Raw genomic sequence first — 24,469 nt, 5'->3', positions numbered from 1 at the left:
GGGCAATTGTGCCATTGCGACGAATTTTGTGCTGCATCCTGTGTCAGACCCCGTGCATGACCTGGCGGGCTGAATCAGTCATTTCTGGTACTCGGGGGATTGAAAAACGCCGGTTTTTCTACCTGGAAATCCGGGTTGCCCAAGTCGCAACCCCGAGCCTGCTTACCGATGACCGAATATGTCGCAGCGTCGCAAGCAGCTGTCTTCCTACACTCGTTAAGCTGCGCAACGGATGTGCACGTGCCAGGCGCTTGACCTGCCCGTCGTACCGTCACCCGGCAAGGTGCGCATCTTATGGAAGTTGTATGTGACCTCATTGTCTTGTCCAGCTTCACCCACCTGTCACTCTGATTCGTTTATGGTGTTTCCAGAATTACCAGCGAACAGAGCTGACGGTCTCCCCGCAAGGGGATAACACGCGACGCTTCCATCAATAACAAGCCCAAGCGGAGTACCACAGATGGCGTTCTTCACCGCAGCCAGCAAGGCCGACTTCCAGCATCAACTGCAAGCGGCACTGGCCCAGCACATCAGTGAACAGGCACTGCCACAAGTGGCGCTGTTTGCTGAACAATTCTTCGGCATCATTTCCCTGGACGAACTGACCCAGCGTCGCCTTTCCGACCTGGCCGGCTGCACCCTCTCTGCGTGGCGCCTGCTTGAGCGCTTTGACCACACCCAACCGCAGGTGCGGGTCTACAACCCCGATTATGAACGTCATGGCTGGCAGTCGACCCACACCGCGGTCGAAGTGCTGCACCATGACTTGCCTTTCCTGGTGGACTCGGTCCGTACTGAACTGAACCGCCGTGGCTACAGCATCCACACCTTGCAAACCACCGTGCTCAGCGTACGTCGTGGTGCCAAGGGTGAGCTGCTGGAAATCCTGCCGAAAGGCACCCAGGGCGAAGGCATCCAGCAAGAATCGCTGATGTACCTGGAAATCGACCGCTGCGCCAACGCCGCCGAACTGAACGTGCTGAGCAAAGAGCTTGAGCAGGTGCTGGGCGAAGTGCGCGTGGCCGTGGCTGATTTCGAACCGATGAAAGCCAAGGTCCAGGACCTGCTGGCCGGTATCGACGCCAGCCAGTTCAGCATCGACGGCGAAGAAAAAGCCGAGATCAAGAACTTCCTGGAATGGCTGGTGGGCAACCACTTCACCTTCCTCGGCTATGAAGAGTTTGTGGTACGTGACGAGGCGGATGGCGGTCATATCGAATATGACGCCGATTCGTTCCTCGGTCTGACCAAACTGCTGCGCGCCGGTCTCACCGCCGACGACCTGCGCATCGAAGACTATGCCGTGGCCTACCTGCGTGAACCGACCGTGCTGTCGTTCGCCAAGGCTGCGCACCCGAGCCGCGTGCACCGCCCGGCGTATCCGGACTACGTGTCGATCCGTGAGATCAGCGCCGACGGCAAGGTCATCAAGGAACACCGTTTCATGGGCCTGTACACGTCCTCGGTGTATGGCGAAAGCGTGCGGGTCATTCCTTATATCCGTCGCAAGGTCGCGGAAATCGAACGCCGTTCCGGCTTCCAGCCCAAGGCTCACCTGGGCAAGGAGCTTGCTCAAGTCGTTGAGGTGCTGCCGCGTGATGACCTGTTCCAGACGCCGGTCGACGAGCTGTTCAGCACCGTGATGTCGATCGTGCAGATCCAGGAACGCAACAAGATCCGCGTGTTCCTGCGCAAAGACCCGTACGGTCGTTTCTGCTACTGCCTGGCTTATGTGCCGCGCGACATCTATTCCACCGAAGTGCGTCAGAAAATCCAGCAGGTACTGATGGATCGGCTGAAAGCCTCGGATTGCGAATTCTGGACCTTCTTCTCCGAGTCCGTGCTGGCGCGCGTGCAACTGATTCTGCGGGTTGACCCGAAGAACCGCCTGGACATCGACCCGCTGCAACTGGAAAAAGAAGTGGTGCAAGCCTGCCGCAGCTGGCAGGACGACTACGCCAGCCTGGTGGTGGAGAGCTTCGGTGAAGCCCACGGCACCAACGTGCTGGCCGACTTCCCCAAAGGCTTCCCGGCCGGCTACCGTGAGCGTTTTGCCGCACATTCGGCCGTGGTCGACATGCAGCACCTGCTCAGCCTCACCGAAGCCAACCCACTGGTAATGAGCTTCTACCAGCCGCTGGGCCAGGTTTCCGGCCAACGCGAGCTGCATTGCAAGCTCTACCATGCCGACACCCCGCTGGCGCTGTCCGACGTGCTGCCGATCCTGGAAAACCTCGGCCTGCGCGTGCTGGGTGAGTTCCCGTATCGCCTGCGCCACGCCAATGGTCGTGAGTTCTGGATCCATGACTTCGCGTTCATCGCCGCAGAAGGCGTGAACCTGGACATCCAGCAGCTCAACGACACCCTGCAGGACGCGTTCGTGCATATCGTGCATGGCGACGCCGAGAACGATGCGTTCAACCGCCTGGTACTGACTGCCGGCCTGCCTTGGCGTGACGTGGCCTTGCTGCGTGCCTACGCCCGTTACCTGAAGCAGATCCGCCTGGGCTTTGACCTGGGTTACATCGCCAGCACCCTGAACAACCACACCGACATCGCTCGCGAGTTGACCCGGTTGTTCAAGACCCGTTTCTACCTGGCGCGCAAACTCACCGCCGAAGACCTGGAAGACAAGCAGCAACGCCTGGAACAAGCGATCCTCACCGCACTGGACGATGTTCAGGTGCTCAACGAAGACCGCATCCTGCGTCGCTACCTGGACCTGATCAAGGCCACCCTGCGTACCAACTTCTACCAAACCGACGCCAACGGTCAGAACAAGTCGTACTTCAGCTTCAAGTTCAACCCGCACGCGATTCCTGAGCTGCCTAAGCCAGTGCCGAAGTTTGAGATCTTCGTGTACTCGCCACGGGTTGAAGGTGTGCACCTGCGCTTCGGCAACGTCGCGCGTGGCGGTTTGCGCTGGTCCGACCGTGAAGAAGACTTCCGTACCGAAGTGCTTGGCCTGGTAAAAGCCCAGCAAGTGAAGAACTCGGTCATCGTGCCAGTGGGTGCGAAGGGCGGCTTCCTGCCGCGTCGCCTGCCACTGGGCGGCAGCCGGGACGAGATCGCGGCCGAAGGCATCGCCTGCTACCGCATCTTCATTTCCGGCCTGTTGGACATCACCGACAACCTGAAAGACGGCGCCCTGGTACCGCCGGCCAACGTTGTGCGCCATGACGACGATGACCCGTACCTGGTGGTGGCTGCGGACAAGGGCACTGCGACCTTCTCCGACATCGCCAACGGCATCGCCATCGACTACGGCTTCTGGCTGGGCGATGCGTTTGCTTCCGGTGGTTCCGCCGGTTACGACCACAAGAAAATGGGCATCACCGCCAAGGGCGCGTGGGTCGGTGTGCAGCGTCACTTCCGTGAGCGCGGCATCAATGTGCAGGAAGACAGCATCACGGTTGTGGGCGTCGGCGACATGGCCGGTGACGTGTTTGGTAACGGCCTGTTGATGTCCGACAAGCTGCAACTGGTCGCGGCCTTCAACCACCTGCATATCTTCATCGATCCAAACCCGAACCCGGCCACCAGCTTCGTCGAGCGCCAGCGCATGTTCGAGCTGCCGCGTTCGGCCTGGACCGACTACGACACCAGCATCATGTCCGAAGGCGGCGGTATCTTCTCGCGCAGCGCGAAGAGCATTGCCATCTCGCCACAGATGAAAGAGCGCTTCGACATCGCGGCCGACAAGCTGACCCCGACCGAACTGCTGAACGCCTTGCTCAAAGCGCCGGTAGACCTGTTGTGGAACGGCGGTATCGGCACCTACGTCAAGGCCAGCACCGAAAGCCACGCCGATGTGGGCGACAAGGCCAACGACGCACTGCGCGTCAATGGCAACGAGCTGCGCTGCAAAGTGGTAGGCGAGGGCGGTAACCTCGGCATGACCCAGCTGGGTCGTGTGGAATTCGGCCTCAATGGCGGCGGTTCCAACACCGACTTCATCGACAACGCCGGTGGCGTGGACTGCTCCGACCACGAAGTGAACATCAAGATCCTGCTCAACGAAGTGGTGCAGGCCGGTGACATGACCGACAAGCAGCGCAACCAGTTGCTGGCGAGCATGACCGACGAAGTCGGCAACCTGGTGTTGGGCAACAACTACAAGCAGACCCAGGCCCTGTCCCTGGCGGCGCGCCGTGCCTACGAGCGTGCCGCCGAGTACAAACGCCTGATGAGCGACCTGGAAGGCCGTGGCAAGTTGGACCGCGCCATCGAGTACCTGCCGACCGAGGAGCAGCTTGTCGAGCGCGCCGCGAATGGCAAGGGCCTGACCCGTCCGGAGCTGTCGGTGCTGATCTCGTACAGCAAGATCGACCTCAAGGAAGCGCTGCTCAAGTCGCTGGTGCCGGATGACGAGTACCTCACCCGTGACATGGAGACCGCGTTCCCACCGAGCCTGGTGGCCAAGTTCGGAGAGGCCATGCGTCGCCACCGTCTAAAGCGCGAGATTGTCAGCACCCAGATCGCCAACGACCTGGTCAACCACATGGGCATCACCTTCGTGCAACGACTCAAGGAGTCGACGGGCATGAGCCCGGCGAATGTGGCGGGTGCTTATGTGATCGTGCGTGACATCTTCCACCTCCCGCATTGGTTCCGCCAGATCGAAGCCCTGGACCACCAGGTGTCGGCTGACGTGCAACTGGAATTGATGGATGAGCTGATGCGCCTGGGTCGGCGCGCCACGCGCTGGTTCCTGCGCAGCCGTCGCAACGAGCAGGACGCTGGTCGTGACACCGCGCACTTTGGTCCGCACCTGGCGGCGTTGGGCCTCAAGCTCGACGAACTGCTGGAAGGCCCGACTCGCGAAGGCTGGCAGAACCGTTACCAGGCCTACACCGAAGCCGGTGTTCCTGAGCTGTTGGCACGCATGGTTGCAGGTACTACCCACCTGTACACCTTGCTGCCGATCATCGAAGCCGCCGATGTAACGGGGCACGACGCCGCTGAAGTGGCCAAGGCCTACTTCGCCGTCGGCAGCGCCCTGGACTTGCCATGGTACCTGCAGCAGATCAGCGATTTGCCAGTGGCCAACAACTGGCAGGCCCAGGCCCGCGAAGCCTTCCGTGATGACGTGGACTGGCAGCAACGCGCGATCACCATCTCCGTCCTGCAAATGGCCGACGCGCCACAAGACATGGAAGCCCGCGTGGCCCTGTGGCTTGAGCAGCACAAGGACATGGCCGAGCGTTGGGTGGCGATGATGGTTGAGATTCGTGCCGCTGTGGGCACGGACTACGCCATGTATGCAGTGGCCAACCGTGAGTTGCTGGACCTGGCGTTGAGTGGTCAGTCGGTGCTGCAACCGGCTTGATCAAGCGGTAAAACAAAAGCCCCCGTATCGTGAGATTCGGGGGCTTTTTGTTGGAACACCTTCTGACAAACGATGCAGGGCAACTGTGGGAGCAGGCAAGCCAGCTCCCACATTTTGATCTCCATCTACCTTGGGGTCAGTGGTGCTTCAGTAATTTAGTTTCCAGGTGGTCCAGATGCTGGGTCATCAGCGCCACCGCGGTAGTTGAGTCACGCTGCTCCACTGCATCCACAATCGCCGCATGTTCCTGCCACGCGCAATACGTGCAGGCTTTTGCTTCGTATTGGGCAATGATCAACGACGTCAGCGGCACCAAACTGTTAAGGAACTGCGCCAGCGGTGCATTGCGCGCCATCGCTGCCAATTGCAGATGAAACTCTCCCGACAGCCGAATCGCCGGCCCACGCTGGTCGCGCTCGATGCACTCGCGCTCGCGGGTAATCAGCTCGCGTAACTGGCGTACCTGGGTCGGTGTGGCGTGCGCGCAGGCCAGTTGCACCACGGTTATTTCAGTCAGGCGCCGTGCTTCGAGAATTTGCCGGGTTTGCTGCGGGTCCGGCGCGGCGACCTGGGCCCGTTGGTTGGGGCGCAGGATGATCACTTGTTGATGGGACAGTTTTGCCAGGACCCGGCGAATCACACTGCGGCTCACGCCAAAGATTTCGCCCAGGCCTTCTTCGGTAAAACGACTGGCCGGGGCAATGCGTTGTTCGAGGATGGCGTCGAACAGCTGCGGGTAGATGTCGTCCACCGAAGGCTTTTTACCGGCGACCAGGCGCAGGGCAGGGAGGATGGGATCGCGTTGCAGCGCGTGAGCGGTCATGGCCTGTCTCCAGAAAGTCAGCTGCCCAGATGGTCGTCCGGGATGTTCAAACGAATGCCCATGCGCAGGCCTTCCTGAAGGATGTGCCGACGCATTTCCGCACTGGCCAGGGCGCTGTTTTTGTTGCGGATGGCGCGCACCACGGCCTCGTTCTCTCGCAGGCGCTCCGCCAGGTGCTCGGGCGAGTTGCGCAGCACTTGGGCGCTTTGCTTGAGGGCATTGCTGGTTTGCTGCACCACGTTCTGGAAGATCGGGTTGGAGGTCAGGGCGAACAGTTCTTCATGGAAGTCGATGTAGGCGTTCATGCCGGCTTCGGCGTCGCCGGCGTCGAGGGCTTCGCGCATGTCCATCAAGGTCAGGCGCAATTGGCCGACCTCTTTGCTGCTGATGGATTGGGCCACCAGGCCGACGATGAAGGGTTCAAGGGTGTAGCGCAGTTGCAGGATATCTTCCAGGCTGGCGTCGGCCACGGCGTCGCTGGATTGCGGCTCGCTGACGCTGGTCTCCAGCACCACCACGCCTTTGCCGGGCATGGAGCGCACCAGGCCAAGGGTTTCCAGGACGATCACGGCTTCGCGCAGGCTGGGGCGGCTGATGCCCATTTGTTCGGCCAGTTCGCGCTGGCCGGGGAGCATTTCGCCGCGTCGCCACTGGCCCCGCTTGAGTGCGGCGCGCAGTTTTTCTACGACTGAATTGACGACGGTTGAGGTGCTGATCACGTCGTACACTCCTTTAAGTTGCAAATACAATAATTAAACTGGCGTTGAGCCAATGTGGGAGGCTGGCAAGCCAGCTCCCACATTTGAACCGTGTCGCTTGCTCAGAACTCCTGATGCGCCGGCAGCACCGGTTTCTTCGCCTGGAAGGCGTAGCCTTGGTGACCATCGAGGACCTTGTTGGCACGCTGGATATCGATGTCTTTCTCCCAGCGGGCAATGGCCACGGTGGCGACGCAGTTGCCGATCAGGTTGGTCAATGCACGGCCGATGCCCATGAACCAATCCACCGCCAGCACCAGCACCAGGCCCACCACCGGAATCGCCGGGATCGCCGTAAGCGTGGCCGCCAGAATCACCAGGGCCGACCCTGGAATGCCGTGGGCACCCTTGGAGGTAATCAGCGACACCAGCAAGATGGTCATCAGGTCGGTCATCGACAGCGGTGTACCGGTGGCATTGGCGATAAACACGATGGCCAGGGTCAGGTAGATCGAAAAGCCATCGAGGTTGAACGAATACCCGGTTGGAATCACCAGGCCGACGGTGGAACTGCCAATACCCAGGTGCTCAAGTTTACGCATGACCTGCGGCAGCACGGCGTCGGAAGAGGCGGTGCCCATGACAATCAGCAGTTCTTCACGCAGGTACTTGAGCAGCGGCCACATGCGCAGCCCCGACACGCGCATCACCAAGCCGAGAATCAGCGCGACGAAAGCGAAGCAGGTCAGGTAGAACAGGCCCACCAGGCTGCCCAGATGTTGCAGCGAGTCCAGGCCGTAGGTGCTGGTGGTGAAGGCGATCGCGCCGAATACGCCGATGGGCGCCAGGCGCACGATCATGCCCATGATGCGGAAAATCACGTGGCTCAGTTCATTGATCAGCCGCGTGATGCCGGAGGCCGCTTCGCCCACCAGGTTCAGCGCACTGCCGAACAGCACCGAGAACAGCAGCACCTGCAACACGTTGTTCTCGGCGAAAGCGCCGATCACCGAGTTGGGGATCAGGTCCATCAGGAATTGGCTGGTGCCCTTGATGTGCTGGCCCTTGTCGGCCAGTTCATTGAGGCCGGCGGAGGAGAGCTGTTCCAGGTGGATATTGGCGCCAGTGCCGATACCGGTGCTGAAGGCCATGATCAGGCCGATCACCAGGGCGATGGTGGTCAGCACTTCAAAGTAGATCACCGACTTGAGGCCAATGCGCCCGACTTTCTTCAGGTCGCCGGCGCCGGAGATGCCGCTGACCACCACGCAGAACACGATCAGGCCGATCAGCATCTTGATCAGCTTGATAAAGCCGTCGCCCAAGGGTTTGAGTTGCGAGGAGAATTCGGGAAGGGCCAGGCCGCAGATTATGCCTAACATCAGGCCGATCACGACTTGCAGGAAAATCGAACGCGAGCACCATCTGAGCATGGGAGGGATCTCTATTCGGTGCCCTGGTGGTTCCAGGGCTTAATTGTTGTGGTCATACCGGTAAGTCCAGTGCGGGGCCAGTCTAGGCCAGGTATTTTTGAAATAACAAGTCATTATTTGCCGGTTGACGGGTCCCGGTCTGACCAGTTGGTCGGTGAGGGCGATGCTTGAGCGGTTGGCGGGGTGGGATTTTTTTCGCTTATCATCCGCCGCTCGGCCTATGAGGTGATAGATGGACCAGCCAGGACTGACCACCGACGAAACCGGGCGCACCCATTGCACCTGGCGCACCGCAGCGCCGGAATACCCGCATTACCACGACTGTGAGTGGGGCGTGCCGGTAGCGGATGACATCCAGCTGTACGAGAAGATCTGCCTGGAAGGTTTTCAGGCAGGCATGGCCTGGATCACCATCCTGCGCAAACGCGAGCAGTTTCGCGCGGCGTTCGAAGGTTTTGATTTTCGCCGGGTGGCGCAGTACGGCGAGTCGGATATCGAGCGGCTGATGCAGGACCCGGGCATCGTGCGTAATCGCGCGAAGATCGTGTCCACCCTCAACAATGCGCGCAGGGCATGTGAGTTGGTGGAGGAGGCCGGCTCGCTGGCACGGTGGTTGTGGGCGTTTGAGCCCGCTGACGATGAACGCCCGGCCTTGGTAGACATGGCTTACTGGACGGGTAACCCCACCTCACCGGCTTCCGAACGTTTGTCGAAAGCCCTGAAGAAGCGGGGTTGGACGTTTGTCGGCCCGACCACGATGTATGCGCTGATGCAGGCGATGGGGATGGTTAATGATCATCTGGAAGGCTGCTACTGCCGGCCGCGAATTGAAACGCTGCGGCGGCAGTTCAAGCGGCCCTGAATCCCTGCTCCCACAGGGGGGTGGTGGTGTGGCTGATTAGTGTGGAAGGGGTGTCAGCACCTCAGCCTTGTCATCCAACACCATCACCACCAGCAACTTGGCCGGTTTTGTCTGGCTGGCATTGCTCGATTCAAAGTGCCGCGAACCCGCCGGTTCGTAGAACGACTCACCCACTGTGTAGGTCTTCGCCTTCTCCTCATTCACCCGCGAAGTCACCGCGCCCTCCAGCACGTAAGCCACGGCGGTGCCGGTGTGGCTATGGGGCACAGTGGCCTGGCCGGGGGCATAATCGACGGTGAGCAGGATGGTTTTCTTGCCGGGCACATTGGTCAGCGCGTGCTCTTGCAGAACCTTGATCGATTCCTGGTTGTAAACCGGTTCGTGTGCAAAGGCGGTGAGCGAGGTGAACATCAGCGCGCTGGCGAGCAGTCGTTTCATGGCGAGGTTTCCAAGTCATTCGAGACCTCTTCACCCTACGCCGCAGCGCCTGGGTGACCAATGACCAATCCAGCGGAAAACCGCCTAGCCAATCTGCTGGAGAATATCGCGGACCTTGTCCAGCGCCGGGTCGATGTCCAGGGTTTCGATGGCGCCGAAGCCGATGATCAGGCCAGGACGTACCGGAGCGTCGTGGAAGAACACATCCAGGGGGTACAGACCCACTTCGACCTGCCGCGCCAGCTCCATCAGCAGCGGGATGTTGACCGGCACCTTGCACAATGCAGCCATGTGGAACCCGGCCACGGTCGGCACGGCGTCGAACCACGGCGACAAATCCCCCGCCAAGCGCTGCAGGATGCGCTCGCGGCGCCCGGCATAGACCGTGTGGCAGCGGCGGATATGCTTGAGCAGGTAGCCTTCGCTGATGAATTTGGCCAATGCCCATTGCGGCAGCGTCGAGCTGTGCTGGTCGGTCAATTGCTTGGCTTTGAGCACCGCGCCATGAATCGCCGGTGGCAGCACCGCGTAGCCCAGGCGTAGCTCGGGCAGCAAAGTTTTCGAGAAGGTGCCGACGTAGGTCACCAGGCCGCGGGTGTCCATGCTTTGCAGGGAGTCGGTAGGGCGCCCCTCGTAGCGGAACTCGCTGTCGTAGTCGTCCTCGATAATGATCGCGCCCAGCTCTAGCGCCCGCGCCAGCAAGGCTTCACGGCGTGGCGGGCTCATGGGCATGCCAAGGGGGAACTGGTGTGAGGGCGTCACGTAGATCAGCCGCGTGCCGTCGGGAATCTGGTCGACGCGAATGCCCTGTGCATCCACCGGCACACTGGCAACGTTGGCGCCCATTGCCATGAACAACTGGCGTGCGGGGCTGTAGCCGGGGTCTTCCATGGCGACAATGCTGCCCGGTTCCAGCACCACGCGTGCGATCAAATCCAGCGCCTGCTGTGCGCCGTTGGTGACGATGATGTCGCTGTCGCGGCATTTCACGCCGCGCGAGAACGCGATATGCCCGGCGATTGCACTGCGCAACGCAGGCAAGCCTTCGGGTTGGCTGTAGAACCCACTGTTCTGGGCAATCCGGCGCAGCGCGTCCTGGGTGCAGCGCCGCCATTCATCCTGGGGGAACTGGTTGCGGCTGGTGGCACCGCCGATAAATTCGTAACGCAGCGTGCTGTCGCGCGTGGGGTGGCGCATGGGCGAGGGCAGCGACTGCCACTTCGCCAGGTTGGCGGCGCAGGCCAGGTCGGTGGCGGTTTGCAGGCGTTCGGACTGCGGTGCGCGGGCGTTGACGAAGGTGCCACGGCCCGTCTTGCCGACCAGCAGGCCTTCGTAGGTGAGGGTGGCGTAGGTGTCGGACACGGTCTTGCGCGATATGCCCAGTTGCTCGGCAAGCAAGCGGCTGGGCGGCAATTGCGCGCCAGCGGCCAGGCGTCCGGAGCCGATGGCTTCGTGCAGCTGTTGGTACAACTGTTCGGCCAGATCCTTGCGGCCGTTGATCACAACGTGCAGTTCCATGTCTTATCCCGGGCATTCACTCTTTGCCAAGATTACGCGCCTGCGTGACAGGCTCAAAATGGTCTGCGCATAAACCGGCTGATTGGCTATAGGGCTTATGCCTTGCGGACTCTAGGCTGGTTTGTCATTGCGCCCTACGCCAGAGAACCGTTCCATGGAACCTCGCCTCGATTACTACACCGCCTCGCCGCAAGCGCTCAAGGGCATGCTGATGCTGGAGGCGACAACCTTTGGTTTGTCCATCGAAAAGCCCTTGCTGGAGCTGATCAAGATTCGTGTCTCGCAGCTCAACGGCTGTGGGTTTTGCACAGACATGCACTCAATGGCGGCGCGCCAGCGCGGCGAAACCGAGCGACGCTTGTTCGCGTTGTGCGTATGGCGTGACTCGCCGTTTTTCACGGCACGGGAAAAGGCGGCACTCGCCTGGAGTGAATCGGTGGCGACGCTGCCGACCTCGACGGTATCGGATGAGTTGTACGCGGCTGTACGCTTGGAATTCAGTGAGCAGGAGCTGGTGGACCTGACCATGGCGGTGTCCAGCATCAGTGGCTGGAACCGCCTGGCGGTGAGCTTTCGGCAGCAGCCGCCGAATGCTTGAATGTGCCAGCTCCCACATAGAGTGCGGCTTTCAGGACAGGAAACCGCCATCCACATTCAGCGACACACCCGTGGTGTAGCTGGATGCATCGCTGGCCAGGAACAGCACCGCGCCGGCCATCTCGCTTGGATCCGCCACACGCTTGAGGGGGATCTGCGCCAGGGCCATTTTCAGGATTGCGTCATTCTTCACCAGGGCCGAGGCGAACTTGGTGTCGGTGAGGCCCGGCAACAGGGCGTTGCAACGAATGCCGAACTCGGCGCATTCCTTGGCGAACACCTTGGTCATGTTGATCACAGCGGCCTTGGTCACCGAATAGATGCCCTGGAACACACCCGGCGAAATCCCGTTGATCGACGCCACGTTGATGATGCTGCCGCCGCCGTTTTCGCGCATCAGCTTGCCGGCTTCCACCGACATGAAGAAATAGCCACGGATGTTCACGTCAACGGTCTTCTGGAACGCACCGAGATCGGTGTCCAGCACGTTGCAGAATTGCGGGTTGGTCGCAGCGTTGTTCACCAGGATATCCAGGCGACCAAACTGTTCGCGAATGCCGGCGAACACTTGGGTGATCTGCTCCATCTCGCCGATGTGGCAGGCCACGGCGGTGGCCTTGCCGCCGTCGGCGATGATTGCATCAGCCACGTGCTGGCAGCCTTCCAGCTTGCGGCTGGAAACGATCACGTGAGCGCCTTGTTGGGCCAGCAACTTGGCGATCGCTTCACCGATGCCACGGCTGGCGCCGGAAACGAATGCGATCTTGCCATCGAGGTCGAACAGGTTGGTCTTGGACATGAGGGTTCCTTAGAGGGCTGATTTACCGATGACATTCAGGCTCATTTGCTCCAGCAGCTTGTTCATTTGAATGAACTGCGCAAAGCGTTTGTCCTGGGTCTGGCCATGGAAGAAGCGGTAGTAGATCTGCTGCACGATACCGGCCAGGCGGAACAGGCCGTAGGTGTAGTAGAAGTCGAAATTGTCGATCTGCAGGCCCGCGCGTTCAGCGTAGTAATCGACGAACTGGCGGCGGGTGAGCATGCCGGGGGCGTTGCTTGGCTGACGGCGCATCAGTTGCACCGGCGCAGGGTCAGCGGCTTCGATCCAGTAGGCGAGGGTGTTGCCCAGGTCCATCAGCGGGTCGCCGAGGGTGGTCAGTTCCCAGTCCAGCACGCCGATGATCTGCATCGGATTATGCGGGTCAAGAATCACGTTGTCGAAGCGGTAGTCGTTATGCACGATGCTTGACGTCGGGTGGTCGGCGGGCATTTTTTCATTCAGCCAGGCGCGTACCGCATCCCAGCGTGGCGCGTCGGGGGTCAGAGCCTTTTCGTAGCGATCGCTCCAGCCACGGATCTGGCGTTCAACGTAGCCTTCGGGTTTGCCCAAATCCGCCAGGCCGCAGGCGCTGTAGTCCACCTGATGCAGTTCAACGAATTTGTCGATAAAGCTCTTGCACAGCGCCTCGGTCTTGGCGGCATCCAGGCCCAGCTCGGCCGGCAGGTCGGAGCGCAGGATGATGCCGTTGACGCGCTCCATCACGTAGAACTCGGCACCGATCACCGATTCGTCGGTGCAATGCACGTAGGCCTTGGGGCAGTAGGGAAAGCCGTCTTTGAGCTGGTTGAGAATGCGGTATTCGCGGCCCATGTCATGGGCGGACTTGGCTTTGTGCCCAAACGGTGGGCGACGTAGCACGAACTCCTGACCGGGGTATTCCAACAGGTAGGTCAGGTTGGACGCGCCACCTGGGAACTGGCTGATCGTAGGTGTGCCGCTCAAGCCCGGGATGTGAGCCTTGAGGTAGGGATCGATCAGGCTGGCATCAAGTTCTTCACCTGGGCGAATCTGGGTCGATTGGTCGTTCAGCGCCATGCTTATCCCTTCTGCTTATTCTAAAGGCCTTGGACTATTTCCTAATCTAATGCGCACCACCGCCCAGCGACAAGGTCGGGGCGGCTTAATAGGTTAGCGTGTTGGACGATGATCAGCGTGCCTGATCGGTCATTTATTGGGCGGGGGCAGGGCGACCGGCGTGAGCACCGGACGCCCGGCGAAGTATTCCACCAGGTTGTCGGCCACGCGTTGCACGGTGTCATGGGCGGCTTCCGGCGAGAGGCCCGCGACATGGGAGGTGAGCACGGTGTTGCCGAGTTTTTTGAGCGCGTCGGGCACCTTGGGCTCGTCGTCGAACACATCCAGCGCGGCGCCGCCGATGCGGCGTTGCTCCAGGGCGGCGACCAGGTCGGCGGTGACCACCACGCTGCCACGGCCGATGTTGACCAGATAGCCATTCGGCCCCAGCGCGTCCAGGGCATGGCGATCGATCAGGTGGCGGGTGCCGGCGCCGCCGGGGGTGGCCAGGATCAGGAAGTCCGAGGTGCGCGCCAGTTCCACGGCGGTTGCGCAGTAGGTGTAGTCCACGTCGTCGCGCGGCTGGCGGTTGTGATAACTCACCTCCATGCCGAATCCCAGGGCGGCACGCTTGGCGATCTCCAGGCCCACCGCACCGAGTCCAAGAATGCCCAGCTGCTTGCCGCCCAGCGACGGGCGCATCACTTTCGGCCATTCATGACGGCGCACGGCTGCGTCGGTCTGAGGGATGCCGCGCACCAGCGACAGCAGCAACGCCATGGCGTGATCGGCCACCGACGGCGCATTCACTCCGGCGCCATTGGTGACGACGATTCCGCGATTGCTGGCGGCCTGCAGGTCAACATGCTCATAGCCGGCGCCGATTACGCAGATTATTTCCAGCAGCGGCAGGGCGGCGATTTCCTCGGCGTACAAACCCAGCGGGCCACGGGTCAGTACGGCGTTGATCTGGCTGCCATGGGCTTTGATGGCTTCGGCGCGTTCGGTGGGCGTCGGCGCCAGGATCACGTGAAAGTCATTGCTCTCGATGATGGGCAGGTATTCGTTGATGGTTTCTACCAGGACCAGAACGGTGGCGGTCATCGGAAGGCTCTTCCTGAAGGGTTTGAGGGCATGAGTATGCAGTATTTGCGTGGTCAGAAGCGGATCTCAGCCGCTCTCGTGCGCTTCACAAACGCCCCAGCCAACGTCGCGTTGTGATGCTCGATAATCGCCTCGGCTTTCAATGCCGCAGTGTCCATGCAGGTATGGCCGTCTTCCGGCAGCACCACCTGGAAGCCCAGTTCCACCGCTACCCGGCAGGTGGCGTCGATACAGAACTGGGTTTTCATGCCCACGATCACCAATTGGCTGACCTGTGCCGCCCTCAGTTGCTGCTGCAAGTCTGTGCCCAGGAAGCAACTGGGGCGGGTTTTGTTGAACAACAGATCGCGCGACTCGTCGACATCCAGGCCATGCCATAGCTGCCAGGGCGCGCTGCCGGCTTCAATCGGCGAGCCTGCCGGGCCAGTGTGGCGGGCGACGAAGATCGGGGCGCCTGCATGGCGTGCACGCTGAATCAGTTGGTTGATGGTGGCGAGTACACGTTCGCGCTCGAAGGGCTTTTCCGGACCGTCGTATAAGCCAGTTTGCATATCAATGATCAGCAGGGCGTCAGTCATGGTGTTGCTCCTTGCAATGGCCAGATGGCGGAGCAATAAAAAGGCCCCGTCCATTGCTGGCGGGGCCTTGGGTTGAATCTGTGAGGTGTCTAGCGTGAACACCCACCGCAACCGCACGACCCGCCTGAGGCGGTCGTGGTGGTGGTGGGGGTGAGGTTCAGCTGAATACGGTTCATGGCTGGATCATGCTGAAAGCGGCGCCAAGTTGTCAACGAATGTGTTTGATTTGTGCGCGGCGCGTCGATGTACCACGCCACCGTTCCTCAGCTAAGTCTTTGCTTATTCAACAGAATCCCGGACAATCCGGCCCCTTCTATGGTCGGGGCGCTGCCTGTCAGGTTTTTCTGACTCGTCCCGACCGTGTAAAAGCGGAGATCCGATCGGATGAATGATCAGGCCAATAGCGTCGACCAACGCTATGAGACGACACCTGCAACCCTCACACGCTGGAGCCGCCAGGACACCACCTGGATGCTTGGCCTGTTCGGCACCGCCATTGGCGCCGGCACGCTGTTCTTGCCGATCAACGCGGGCCTGGGAGGCTTCTGGCCACTGGTGATCCTCGCGGTACTGGCCTTCCCGATGACGTTCTTCGCCCACCGTGGCCTGACCCGCTTCGTACTGTCCGGTCGAGAAGGCTCCGACATCACCGACGTCGTCGAAGAGCACTTTGGCATCAAGGCCGGTGCGCTGATCACCTTGCTGTACTTCTTTGCGATCTTCCCGATCCTGCTGATCTACAGCGTGGCGCTGACCAACACCGTTGGTAGCTTCATGGAACACCAACTGCACATCATGCCGCCACCACGAGCGATTCTGTCGTTGGTGCTGATCCTCGGCCTGCTGGCCGTGGTGCGTTGCGGCGAGCAAGTGATCGTCAAGGCCATGAGCCTGATGGTGTATCCGTTCATCGTCGCCTTGCTGTTCCTGGCGGTGTACCTGGTTCCGCATTGGAATGGCGGCATCCTCAGCACCGCCAGCGTAGTCCCGGCACCGTCTGCACTGCTCAATACGCTGTGGCTGGCGATCCCGGTGATGGTGTTCTCGTTCAACCATTCGCCGATCATCTCGGCCTTTGCGGTTGACCAGAAGCGCCAGTACGGCGCCCACGCCGATGAGCGCAGCTCGCAGATCCTGTCCCGCGCACACGTATTGATGGTGGTGATGGTGCTGTTCTTCGTATTCAGCTGCGTACTGACCCTATCGCCGGCGCAGTTGGCCGAAGCGAAGGCGCAGAACCTGTCGATCCTGTCGTACCTGGCCAACCACTTCGATAACCCGACCATCGAGTTTGCCGCTCCGTTGATCGCGTTTGTGGCGATTGCCAAATCGTTCCTGGGCCACTACATCGGCGCCAGCGAAGGCCTCAAGGGGTTGGTGCTGAAAACGGGTCGTCGCCCGGGTGCCAAGCGCCTGGACCGCATGACTGCCGCTTTCATGCTGGTGGCGTGCTGGATGGTTGCGACGTTAAACCCAAGCATTCTCCACATGATTGAGGCTCTGGGTGGTCCGATCATTGCTTCAATCCTGTTCCTGATGCCGATGTATGCCATCCGCAAAGTGCCGGCCATGGCCAAGTACCGTGGGCAGGCGTCCAATGTGTTTGTCACGGCGGTTGGCCTGGTGGCGATCACTGCGGTGGTGTACTCGCTGATTCCTTGATGTGAGCAAAACCTTCGACCCGGGCTTTCCTCACACCTGGATCACGCAGCGCTATGCAACGGCCGAATCAGCGTGCAACGCGATTTGGCCGTTTTTCTGCCAGGCCGGAAAACTCAGCGCTACCAGGTGGTCTTTGTTCACGCGTTGCGCAGCGCCGAGGCGACTCAACTGCACACCATTTTTCAGGAAATAACGCTCCAGTGCCGGGGTGGTGACCGCCACCACTCGATTGGCGCCCTGGCGCCAGGCATGGTGCAGGCTGTTCCACCAGATCCGCATCGGTAAGGTGCCTTCCTCAAGAGCTCGGGCGGCAAAGCGCGACACTTCCCAAGTATCACTGCTTTGCGGGCTGGGCTGGTCGCACAGAAATCCAAAGACTTCCGACAGCAGATAAGGCTGTGTGGTCGGCAACAGTCGTGCGCAACCGCAGACCTGGCCTTTGGTGTCCAGGGCGAGGATGTGACGGGTGTCGGCCTGGTCGAACTGGTCGAATTCGCGTTGGGGCAGGGCGCAGGTGGAGTCTAGTTTCCAGCCCAGTTGCTGGATGAATACTTCGTGTCGATAGCGGCCCAGGTCGTCCTCAAGGGCTGCAGACAGTTCATGGTGATGGCGGGTGATGATATTGATCATTGGATGTCCTTATCGTGATCGTCGGGCCCTAGATCAAGCCCAGTGCGGCGGCATAGGCAGCCGCCAGTGTCTTGTTGGCGGCCCCGAATTTTTTCTGGATGGCCTTGAGGTGAAAGTTCACGGTGTTGATGGAGATGGTGAGGATCAGCGCGATCTCGCCGGAACCTTTGCCGTCGGCGGTCCACTGCAGTATCTCCCGCTCACGCAGACTGAGGCACACCGATGGGTGGGTGCGTTCGCTATGGCCAAGGTCCGTCAGGCGCAGCGTCACCTGTTCGAGGATGCAGCGCAGGCGCAATTGTATTTCGTCGCTTTCTGCCTGTGAGATCCGGTCTTCGCGCCGGGCCACGGACAGTAACCGCAGCGAGTGATCGTGGCTGCGAATCGGCAGCGTGGCGCCGATGCGCAGACCCCAGTCCCGAGCTTCCAGCCATAACTTTCGACTGTTATCAAACAGTGCGTCGTTCCACAGCACCATCTCGGTGGAACGCAAGCCACTGAGAATCGACGGATCGACTGCCGCGTAGTTTTGCTCCTCGTAATGTTCCAGCCATCTTTCGGGGTAGGAGCCGTAAATCTCGGTTTTTGGACGGGTAAAAGGGGTCAGGTGGCGTACGCCATAGGCGTAATACTCGAACCCCAGTTGCAACACCTCCCGCTCCAGCAGCGCGAACACTTGTGGCCCACCCTGTTGCTTGAGCATCTCTATCCGCAAGCGATTCCACCAGCGAATGAGGTCGTTTTCCTTCTCCATGGACAGTCGCCTCGATTCCCCAAACCTTTGGCAATCTAGCCCACGAGATATTTCTGTCAAACTTTTCCTAGGCTTTCCCGATGGCTCTGGCACGGTGCTTTCACCCAAGACGCTGGTGTTATGACGCTTGGCGCAGACGAGGAATTGAATGGCGCGCGTGGCACTGCTCAATGGCCTTGACCGCTGTTTCACAGGACGCCGCGTCGGCGGGCATCAGGCTACTCGCCCGCAGGCTGGCCTTTTGCAAGTGGGTATCGTGTAACAGTGCTGCGATCGCCCCTTGCAGGTCTTGGCTGTCCAGGGGCAGGTCGAGGCGAATCCCGCACCCCATGCGCACCAGTCGCTCGGCGTTATCGAACTGGTCGTGAGCGATCGGCAGGACGATCTGTGGAATGCCGGCCGCAAGCCCCAGGCTCATGGCACCAATGCCGCCGGGGTGGACCAGGCCCGCCGCGCGGGGCAACAGTGAACTCATCGGCAAGAACGGACGCTGCATCACCGTGGGCGGCAAGTCGCTGATGACCGGCCGATCACCGGTCAGAAAAATGCCGCGTGCGCCCGACTTGTGCAGCGCTGCGAGGGCGAACCGATAAAACTGATGGTCAAAGTGCTCAGTGGAGCCTTGGGTGAAGACAATGGGGGCAGATCCTGCGTCCAGAAAAGTTCGGCTTTGCTCATCGAGCCCGAGGGTGCCGCCGTCGAACAGTGGGAAGCCGGCCATGTGCAAGGGCTGCGGCCAGTCTTGCTGTACGGGGGCGAACCATTCGGGGAACAGGCATATTACCCCTTGAGGCGAATGCATCCATTGGCTGAAGATAGTCTTCACCGTGCCTGGCAGCCCGTGTTTGCGGCGCAGGGCATTGATTTGGGGCGCACAGGTACGGTCCAGGCTTAGGTATTCGATCCCGCGCCAGAGGAGTTTACGCAGGGTCAATGGCAAGCGCGGCGATACATTGAAGGTGGGGTGCACGGGCGGCAAATGTGCAGACAGCAACGTTGATGGTGATACTTGGACGGACAGGTAGGGGAAGCCGTATTTTTCATGGGCGATACGAGCACCCAAGGCCCACAGCGAGCCGACGACCACGGTGTCGTCGTTGTCCTGGGCGGTCACATAGTCGTAGACCGGCTCTAAAAGGCCGGCGATGGCTTGCCACAACACGCCGAAGGATGTCTTCGGGTCCCACAGCCGGGGATCACCCATGGCGGCGGTGTAGGTAGCCTCATCACATAACGGTACGAAGTCTAGGCCTCGCGCCTCAATGGTGCGTTGAAAAGCCGGCATGCTGCACAAGGTCACCTGATGACCGCGCAGAATCAGGGCAGAGCCCAGGCCGATAAAGGGAAAAACGTCACCGGCCGAGCCGATGGCAATCATGATTACTCGCATCATCCACATCCTTGTCGAAAAGTGCTCAGGCGAAGCTCAACTGCGCTCGGTGCGGGGGCGACGCGTGAAGCGCCTCTGGCTGGGTATCGCGAGGCGCCAGCAAATGACCGAGCAATGCACGGTGCACGCCGTTGGCCGCCGCCCTGGATTCCAGATCCAGAAAATGCCCGCTGCTCTCGGCCGTGGAGAAGCTGCAGTCACGGATGTACTGTTTGAAGCACTGCACGTCCATGGCGCTGGTGTATTCGTCCCAGGCGCCGTTCAAAAAGTGCACATGGCTGTTGATGCTCGAAAGTTGCGGCAGGTAAGCCCCCTCGTTGAGCTTGAGCGCCTGGTCGATATGGAATCGCGCTTGATGCTGCTCGGCGTCGATCAACTGCGCCATGTGTTGTTGATTAGCGGTCTTGAGTCGGGCCGGAAGGTGCTTGCCCAGTGTCTGGTTGAGCAAATGGCCGATACCTGCGTTGTCATCCCGGGCCATGAGTGCCTGGGCCCCGCTGACGTAGTCGAGCATCGGTGCGTTGAGGCCGGGAGCGAATGACATCACGACCGAGCTTTTGACGGTGCCCGGGTTTCTGGCGAGCGCCAACAGGGTCGACAAGCCACCCCAGGAGGCGGAAACCAGGTGGTGAATATTGAAGCGCTCGATCAATGCCAGCAATATCTGCACTTCGTCGTCCTTGGTCACCAGGCACCGGTCCGGGTTATGAACGCGGGAGTTTCCAGCGAACGGTAAGTCAAACAGCACCACGTTAAAGTGTTCGGCCAGGCATTTGCTTGTACGGGCAAAGGCCGACGTCGTGGCCATGGCGCCGTTGACCAGCAAAACGTTATTTTTATTGGGAGCATCGCCGATTTGTTCCACTGACACCGAACAATCCTTGAAGACCTTCTTGATCACATAGTGTTTACGCGACATAACACACCTCCAGTCAGCACTTGAAAAACAGGCGAGAGCGCCCCTGCCACTGAGCTCAGGTGCCGGGGGCAAGGCTTGATTGTTTTTTTATTAGAAGTAGTACGGCTTACAGCGCGAAGTAGATCCAGAGCAGGCGGATCCCATGACGCAGGTTTCAGGCTGTAGAGAGTTTTAGTCTTCAAGGTGTTGGGGGACAACTACCTGATCTGGTAGGTCGGTATACAAAGGCGGTCGGCAATCAGTGTGTTTCATCTGGCGCGGCGGTTCTTCAAGCACAAAAAAACGCCGCGTATCTTGCGATACGCGGCGTTTTTTTTACCGGGTGTAGCTACATCAACACACCCTTAGGCTTGAATCACCGGGATGTTGGCGCTTGCTGCGATCTTACGGAACTCAGCGATCTGGTCGAAGTTCAGGTAGCGGTAGACGTCACTGGCCATGGTGTCCAGTTTCGCCGCGTAGCCCATGTACTCTTCAACGGTCGGCAGGCGACCCAGGGTAGAAGCCACTGCTGCCAGCTCAGCCGAAGCCAGGTAGACGTTAGCGCCGTCACCCAGACGGTTCGGGAAGTTACGGGTCGACGTCGACACAACGGTCGAGTTCGGTTCTACGCGTGCCTGGTTACCCATGCACAGCGAGCAGCCCGGCATTTCCATGCGCGCGCCAGCTTTACCGTAGATGCCGTAGTAGCCTTCTTCGGTCAGTTGGTGAGCGTCCATCTTGGTCGGCGGCGACAGCCACAGACGGGTTGGCAGCTGACCCTTGACCTGCTCCAGCAACTTACCGGCAGCGCGGAAGTGACCGATGTTGGTCATGCACGAACCGATGAACACTTCGTCGATCTTCTCACCGGCAACGCTCGACAGCAGACGGGCATCGTCCGGGTCGTTTGGTGCGCAGAGGATCGGCTCGTTGATCTCGGCCAGGTCGATCTCGATGATTTCGGCGTATTCCGCGTCGGCATCGGCTTCCATCAGCTCAGGGTTGGCAACCCAGGCTTCCATCGCTTGGGCACGACGTTCCAGGGTGCGCGGGTCGCCGTAGCCTTCACCGATCATCCAGCGCAGCAGGGTGATGTTGGAGTTCAGGTACTCGGTGATCGACTCTTTCGACAGCTTGATGGTGCAACCGGCAGCCGAACGTTCGGCCGAGGCGTCGGACAGCTCGAAAGCCTGTTCCAGCGTCAGGTCGTTCAGGCCTTCGATTTCCAGGATGCGGCCGGAGAACGCGTTCTTCTTGCCTTTCTTCTCTACCGTCAGCAGACCCGATTGGATCGCGTAGTAAGGAATGGCATGAACCAGGTCACGCAGGGTGATGCCAGGTTTCATTTTGCCTTTGAAGCGCACCAGGATCGATTCCGGCATGTCCAGTGGCATTACGCCAGTGGCTGCGGCAAACGCGACCAGGCCAGAACCGGCCGGGAACGAGATGCCCATCGGGAAGCGGGTGTGGGAGTCACCACCGGTACCGACGGTGTCCGGCAGCAGCATGCGGTTCAGCCAGCTGTGGATGATGCCGTCGCCTGGACGCAGCGATACACCGCCACGGGTCATGATGAAGTCAGGCAGGGTGTGGTGGGTGGTCACGTCGATCGGCTTTGGATAGGCCGCGGTATGGCAGAACGACTGCATTACCAGATCGGTCGAGAAGCCCAGGCACGCCAGGTCTTTCAGTTCGTCACGGGTCATCGGACCGGTGGTGTCCTGGGAACCCACGGTGGTCATCTTCGGTTCGCAGTAGGTGCCAGGGCGAACGCCTTTGCCTTCTGGCAGACCGCACGCCTTGCCGACCATTTTCTGTGCCAGGGTGAAACCTTTGCCGGTGTCGACAGGCGCTTCAGGCAGCTTGAACAGGTCGGTAGGGCCCAGGCCCAGTTCAGCACGCGCCTTGTCGGTCAAGCCACGACCGATGATCAGCGGGATACGGCCGCCGGCGCGGACTTCGTCCAACAGCACCGGGGTCTTCATTTCGAAGGTGGTGATGACTTCGTCGGTGCCGTGTTTGCAGACTTTGCCAGCATGCGGGTACAGGTCGATCACGTCGCCCATGTTCATGTTGGTAACGTCGAATTCGATTGGCAGTGCGCCAGCATCTTCCATGGTGTTGTAGAAGATAGGAGCGATCTTGCTGCCGAAGCAGAAGCCGCCAGCGCGCTTGTTCGGCACGTAAGGAACGTCGTCACCGAAGAACCACAGTACGGAGTTGGTCGCGGATTTACGCGAAGAACCGGTACCGACCACGTCACCGACGTAGGCGATCGGGAAGCCTTGGCCGCGCATCTCTTCGATCTGCTTCATCGGGCCGGTCTTGCCTTGCTCGTCCGGCACGATGCCTTCGCGAGCCATTTTCAGCATGGCCAGGGCGTGCAGCGGGATGTCAGGGCGGGACCAGGCGTCCGGGGCAGGGGACAGGTCGTCGGTGTTGGTTTCGCCGGTGACCTTGAACACGCGCAGGCTGATCTTGTCGGCCAGGGTCGGGCGGTTGCGGAACCACTCGCCGTCTGCCCAGGACTGGATCACGGCTTTGGCGTGATCGTTGCCATTGCGGGCTTTTTCGGCCACGTCGTGGAACGCATCGAACATCAGCAGGGTGTGCTTGAGTTGGGCGGCGGCGACAGGTGCCAGCTCGGCGTCGTCCAGCAGCTCAACCAGTGTCACGATGTTGTAGCCGCCTTGCATGGTGCCAAGCAGTTCAACGGCGCGTTTCTTGTCGATCAGGGGGGAAGTGGCTTCGCCCTTGGCCAGGGCAGACAGGAAACCGGCCTTGACGTAGGCAGCTTCGTCAACGCCTGGTGGAATGCGGTTGGTGATCAGGTCAACGAGGAATTCTTCTTCGCCAGCCGGAGGATTTTTCAGCAGCTCAACCAGGCCTGCGGTTTGTTCGGCGTTAAGCGGCTGGGGAACAATACCCAGGGCTGCACGCTCTTCGATATGTTTGCGGTAGGCTTCAAGCACAGTTATTACCCTCATCAGTGGTCCCACGGGACGCTCATCCAGCAATGAACGGCACGCATGCGCTCGGGGGCTTTTTGAGCCACAAAGCCAGCGCTGCCGGCATTTCTCACAGAAGCTGCTTTCAAAGTTTTACGCCTGCAGAACGGAGCTGATGAGGGTTGGCGAGGGCGTTGACCTACCGAGTCATTCACCATCGCCAACACCGTTCTGAAGGAACGACTGTGCTCGTGACGCTTTGAAAACAGCTTCCAGCGGATTATTGGCGCCTTACAAGGCCGGATGATTCTACGGCAAAAAAAAACTAAAGGTAAGTTGCCTCGCCAAGTTTGCAGGGTGATAGCCGTTAGACAAAGGGCTAACATGGCGCATTGTTTCGCTGATCTGCGTGTCGTTGCCCATGTCCAACCAAACCATCAAGACTCCCTGCGTCGGCCTGTGCTCCACGGTTTACGGCGATCTCGTGTGCCGTGGTTGCAAGCGTTTCCACCACGAAGTGATCCAGTGGAACGGCTATAACGAAGAAGAAAAACGCGCGGTCTGGCTGCGGTTGGAGCAGCTGTTGGTGCAGGTAATGGCCGGCAAAGTCGAGGTATTCGACCCCAAGACCCTGCGTGGGCAGTTGGAGCAGCGCAAGATTCGCTTTGTGCCGCATCAATCCGAGTATTGCTGGGCGTACCAGTTGATCGCCCGTGGTGCGCGGGTTATTTCCAACTTGGAGGCTTACGGCATGGTGCTGTTGCCGGAGTTTCGCGATTGGCCCTTGCCGGACCTGCGCGATGCCATTGATCGGGAGTTTTTTATCCTGTCGGAGGCGCACTACCAGCGCTATATCGCGCCAAACTTTTTGAAGGATGCACTGGGGCACTGACTGGAGCGGTCAAGGCGGGAGCAGGCAAGCCAGCGCCCACAGTTGATTTTTGTTGCC

The 24,469-nt window shown here is 60.2% G+C and carries 19 protein-coding genes; 5 read left to right on the top strand and 14 right to left on the bottom strand.

Features of this window, described 5'->3' with window-relative positions; all coding sequences use genetic code 11:
• The first annotated feature begins 460 nt into the window (after positions 1-460).
• On the top strand, positions 461-5,329 hold the full coding sequence (locus AB4O35_RS21970) for an NAD-glutamate dehydrogenase (RefSeq protein ID WP_065872843.1): 4,869 nt from the start codon (positions 461-463) through the stop codon (positions 5,327-5,329).
• Between the two features lie 136 nt (positions 5,330-5,465).
• Here the strand turns inward: AB4O35_RS21970 and AB4O35_RS21965 are convergent, their stop codons facing one another.
• The 3 genes from AB4O35_RS21965 to AB4O35_RS21955 all read right to left on the bottom strand — a co-directional run bounded on the left by AB4O35_RS21965 (position 5,466) and on the right by AB4O35_RS21955 (position 8,298).
• Positions 5,466-6,152, bottom strand: coding sequence for a GntR family transcriptional regulator (locus AB4O35_RS21965; RefSeq protein ID WP_065872844.1), 687 nt, complete (start codon positions 6,150-6,152; stop codon positions 5,466-5,468).
• Positions 6,153-6,169: 17 nt separating this feature from the next.
• A complete protein-coding gene (locus AB4O35_RS21960; protein ID WP_065872845.1) occupies positions 6,170-6,871 on the bottom strand; it encodes a FadR/GntR family transcriptional regulator in 702 nt (233 codons plus the stop codon).
• A 101-nt stretch (positions 6,872-6,972) separates the two neighbouring features.
• Positions 6,973-8,298 carry a C4-dicarboxylate transporter DctA gene (locus AB4O35_RS21955; RefSeq protein WP_175402987.1) on the bottom strand — a complete coding sequence of 442 codons (1,326 nt, stop codon included), beginning with the start codon at positions 8,296-8,298 and terminating at the stop codon, positions 6,973-6,975.
• A 217-nt stretch (positions 8,299-8,515) separates the two neighbouring features.
• On the opposite strand from AB4O35_RS21955, the gene AB4O35_RS21950 reads away from it, so the two are divergent.
• Complete coding sequence (locus AB4O35_RS21950) at positions 8,516-9,145, top strand: DNA-3-methyladenine glycosylase I (protein WP_065872847.1); 630 nt, start codon at positions 8,516-8,518, stop codon at positions 9,143-9,145.
• A 36-nt stretch (positions 9,146-9,181) separates the two neighbouring features.
• Here AB4O35_RS21950 and AB4O35_RS21945 read toward each other — a convergent pair whose 3' ends face one another.
• Both AB4O35_RS21945 and pdxR read right to left on the bottom strand, forming a co-directional pair.
• Positions 9,182-9,583, bottom strand: coding sequence for a cupin domain-containing protein (locus AB4O35_RS21945; RefSeq protein ID WP_065872848.1), 402 nt, complete (start codon positions 9,581-9,583; stop codon positions 9,182-9,184).
• Positions 9,584-9,667: 84 nt separating this feature from the next.
• Positions 9,668-11,101, bottom strand: a complete 1,434-nt coding sequence (pdxR, locus tag AB4O35_RS21940; protein ID WP_065872849.1) for a MocR-like pyridoxine biosynthesis transcription factor PdxR — start codon at positions 11,099-11,101, stop codon at positions 9,668-9,670.
• A gap of 154 nt (positions 11,102-11,255) precedes the next feature.
• Between pdxR and AB4O35_RS21935 the strand changes: the two genes are divergently transcribed.
• Complete coding sequence (locus AB4O35_RS21935; protein ID WP_065909530.1) at positions 11,256-11,699, top strand: carboxymuconolactone decarboxylase family protein; 444 nt, start codon at positions 11,256-11,258, stop codon at positions 11,697-11,699.
• Positions 11,700-11,729: 30 nt separating this feature from the next.
• On the opposite strand, the gene AB4O35_RS21930 is transcribed toward AB4O35_RS21935, so the two are convergent.
• From AB4O35_RS21930 to AB4O35_RS21915, 4 genes are all read right to left on the bottom strand, one after another.
• Complete coding sequence (locus AB4O35_RS21930; protein ID WP_049713006.1) at positions 11,730-12,497, bottom strand: SDR family oxidoreductase; 768 nt, start codon at positions 12,495-12,497, stop codon at positions 11,730-11,732.
• Positions 12,498-12,506: 9 nt separating this feature from the next.
• Positions 12,507-13,574 (bottom strand): phosphotransferase family protein, encoded by a 1,068-nt coding sequence (locus AB4O35_RS21925; RefSeq protein WP_065872851.1) that lies wholly within the window; start codon positions 13,572-13,574, stop codon positions 12,507-12,509.
• A gap of 129 nt (positions 13,575-13,703) precedes the next feature.
• Positions 13,704-14,657, bottom strand: a complete 954-nt coding sequence (locus tag AB4O35_RS21920) for a 2-hydroxyacid dehydrogenase (protein WP_460149279.1) — start codon at positions 14,655-14,657, stop codon at positions 13,704-13,706.
• A 53-nt stretch (positions 14,658-14,710) separates the two neighbouring features.
• Positions 14,711-15,235: a cysteine hydrolase family protein gene (locus AB4O35_RS21915; protein ID WP_065872853.1), complete on the bottom strand. Its 525-nt coding sequence runs from the start codon at positions 15,233-15,235 to the stop codon at positions 14,711-14,713.
• A 384-nt stretch (positions 15,236-15,619) separates the two neighbouring features.
• Between AB4O35_RS21915 and AB4O35_RS21910 the strand changes: the two genes are divergently transcribed.
• A complete protein-coding gene (locus AB4O35_RS21910) occupies positions 15,620-16,897 on the top strand; it encodes a serine/threonine transporter (RefSeq protein ID WP_065872854.1) in 1,278 nt (425 codons plus the stop codon).
• Positions 16,898-16,948: 51 nt separating this feature from the next.
• Here the strand turns inward: AB4O35_RS21910 and AB4O35_RS21905 are convergent, their stop codons facing one another.
• The 5 genes from AB4O35_RS21905 to acnB form a co-directional block, all read right to left on the bottom strand.
• Positions 16,949-17,527: an acyl-homoserine-lactone synthase gene (locus tag AB4O35_RS21905; protein ID WP_065880651.1), complete on the bottom strand. Its 579-nt coding sequence runs from the start codon at positions 17,525-17,527 to the stop codon at positions 16,949-16,951.
• Between the two features lie 28 nt (positions 17,528-17,555).
• Positions 17,556-18,281 (bottom strand): autoinducer binding domain-containing protein, encoded by a 726-nt coding sequence (locus AB4O35_RS21900; RefSeq protein ID WP_460149277.1) that lies wholly within the window; start codon positions 18,279-18,281, stop codon positions 17,556-17,558.
• A 118-nt stretch (positions 18,282-18,399) separates the two neighbouring features.
• Positions 18,400-19,671, bottom strand: a complete 1,272-nt coding sequence (locus AB4O35_RS21895; RefSeq protein WP_065872857.1) for a glycosyltransferase — start codon at positions 19,669-19,671, stop codon at positions 18,400-18,402.
• A 25-nt stretch (positions 19,672-19,696) separates the two neighbouring features.
• Positions 19,697-20,590, bottom strand: a complete 894-nt coding sequence (locus AB4O35_RS21890; protein WP_065945419.1) for an alpha/beta fold hydrolase — start codon at positions 20,588-20,590, stop codon at positions 19,697-19,699.
• Positions 20,591-20,934: 344 nt separating this feature from the next.
• Complete coding sequence (gene acnB, locus AB4O35_RS21885) at positions 20,935-23,544, bottom strand: bifunctional aconitate hydratase 2/2-methylisocitrate dehydratase (RefSeq protein WP_065872859.1); 2,610 nt, start codon at positions 23,542-23,544, stop codon at positions 20,935-20,937.
• A gap of 397 nt (positions 23,545-23,941) precedes the next feature.
• Here acnB and AB4O35_RS21880 point away from each other — a divergent pair, with 397 nt between their 5' ends.
• Positions 23,942-24,412: a DUF1289 domain-containing protein gene (locus AB4O35_RS21880; protein ID WP_065872860.1), complete on the top strand. Its 471-nt coding sequence runs from the start codon at positions 23,942-23,944 to the stop codon at positions 24,410-24,412.
• The last annotated feature ends 57 nt before the right edge of the window (positions 24,413-24,469 follow it).

This window comes from Pseudomonas sp. H1_A03, assembly GCF_054685145.1.
This window is presented reverse-complemented; position numbering and strand designations above follow the sequence as displayed.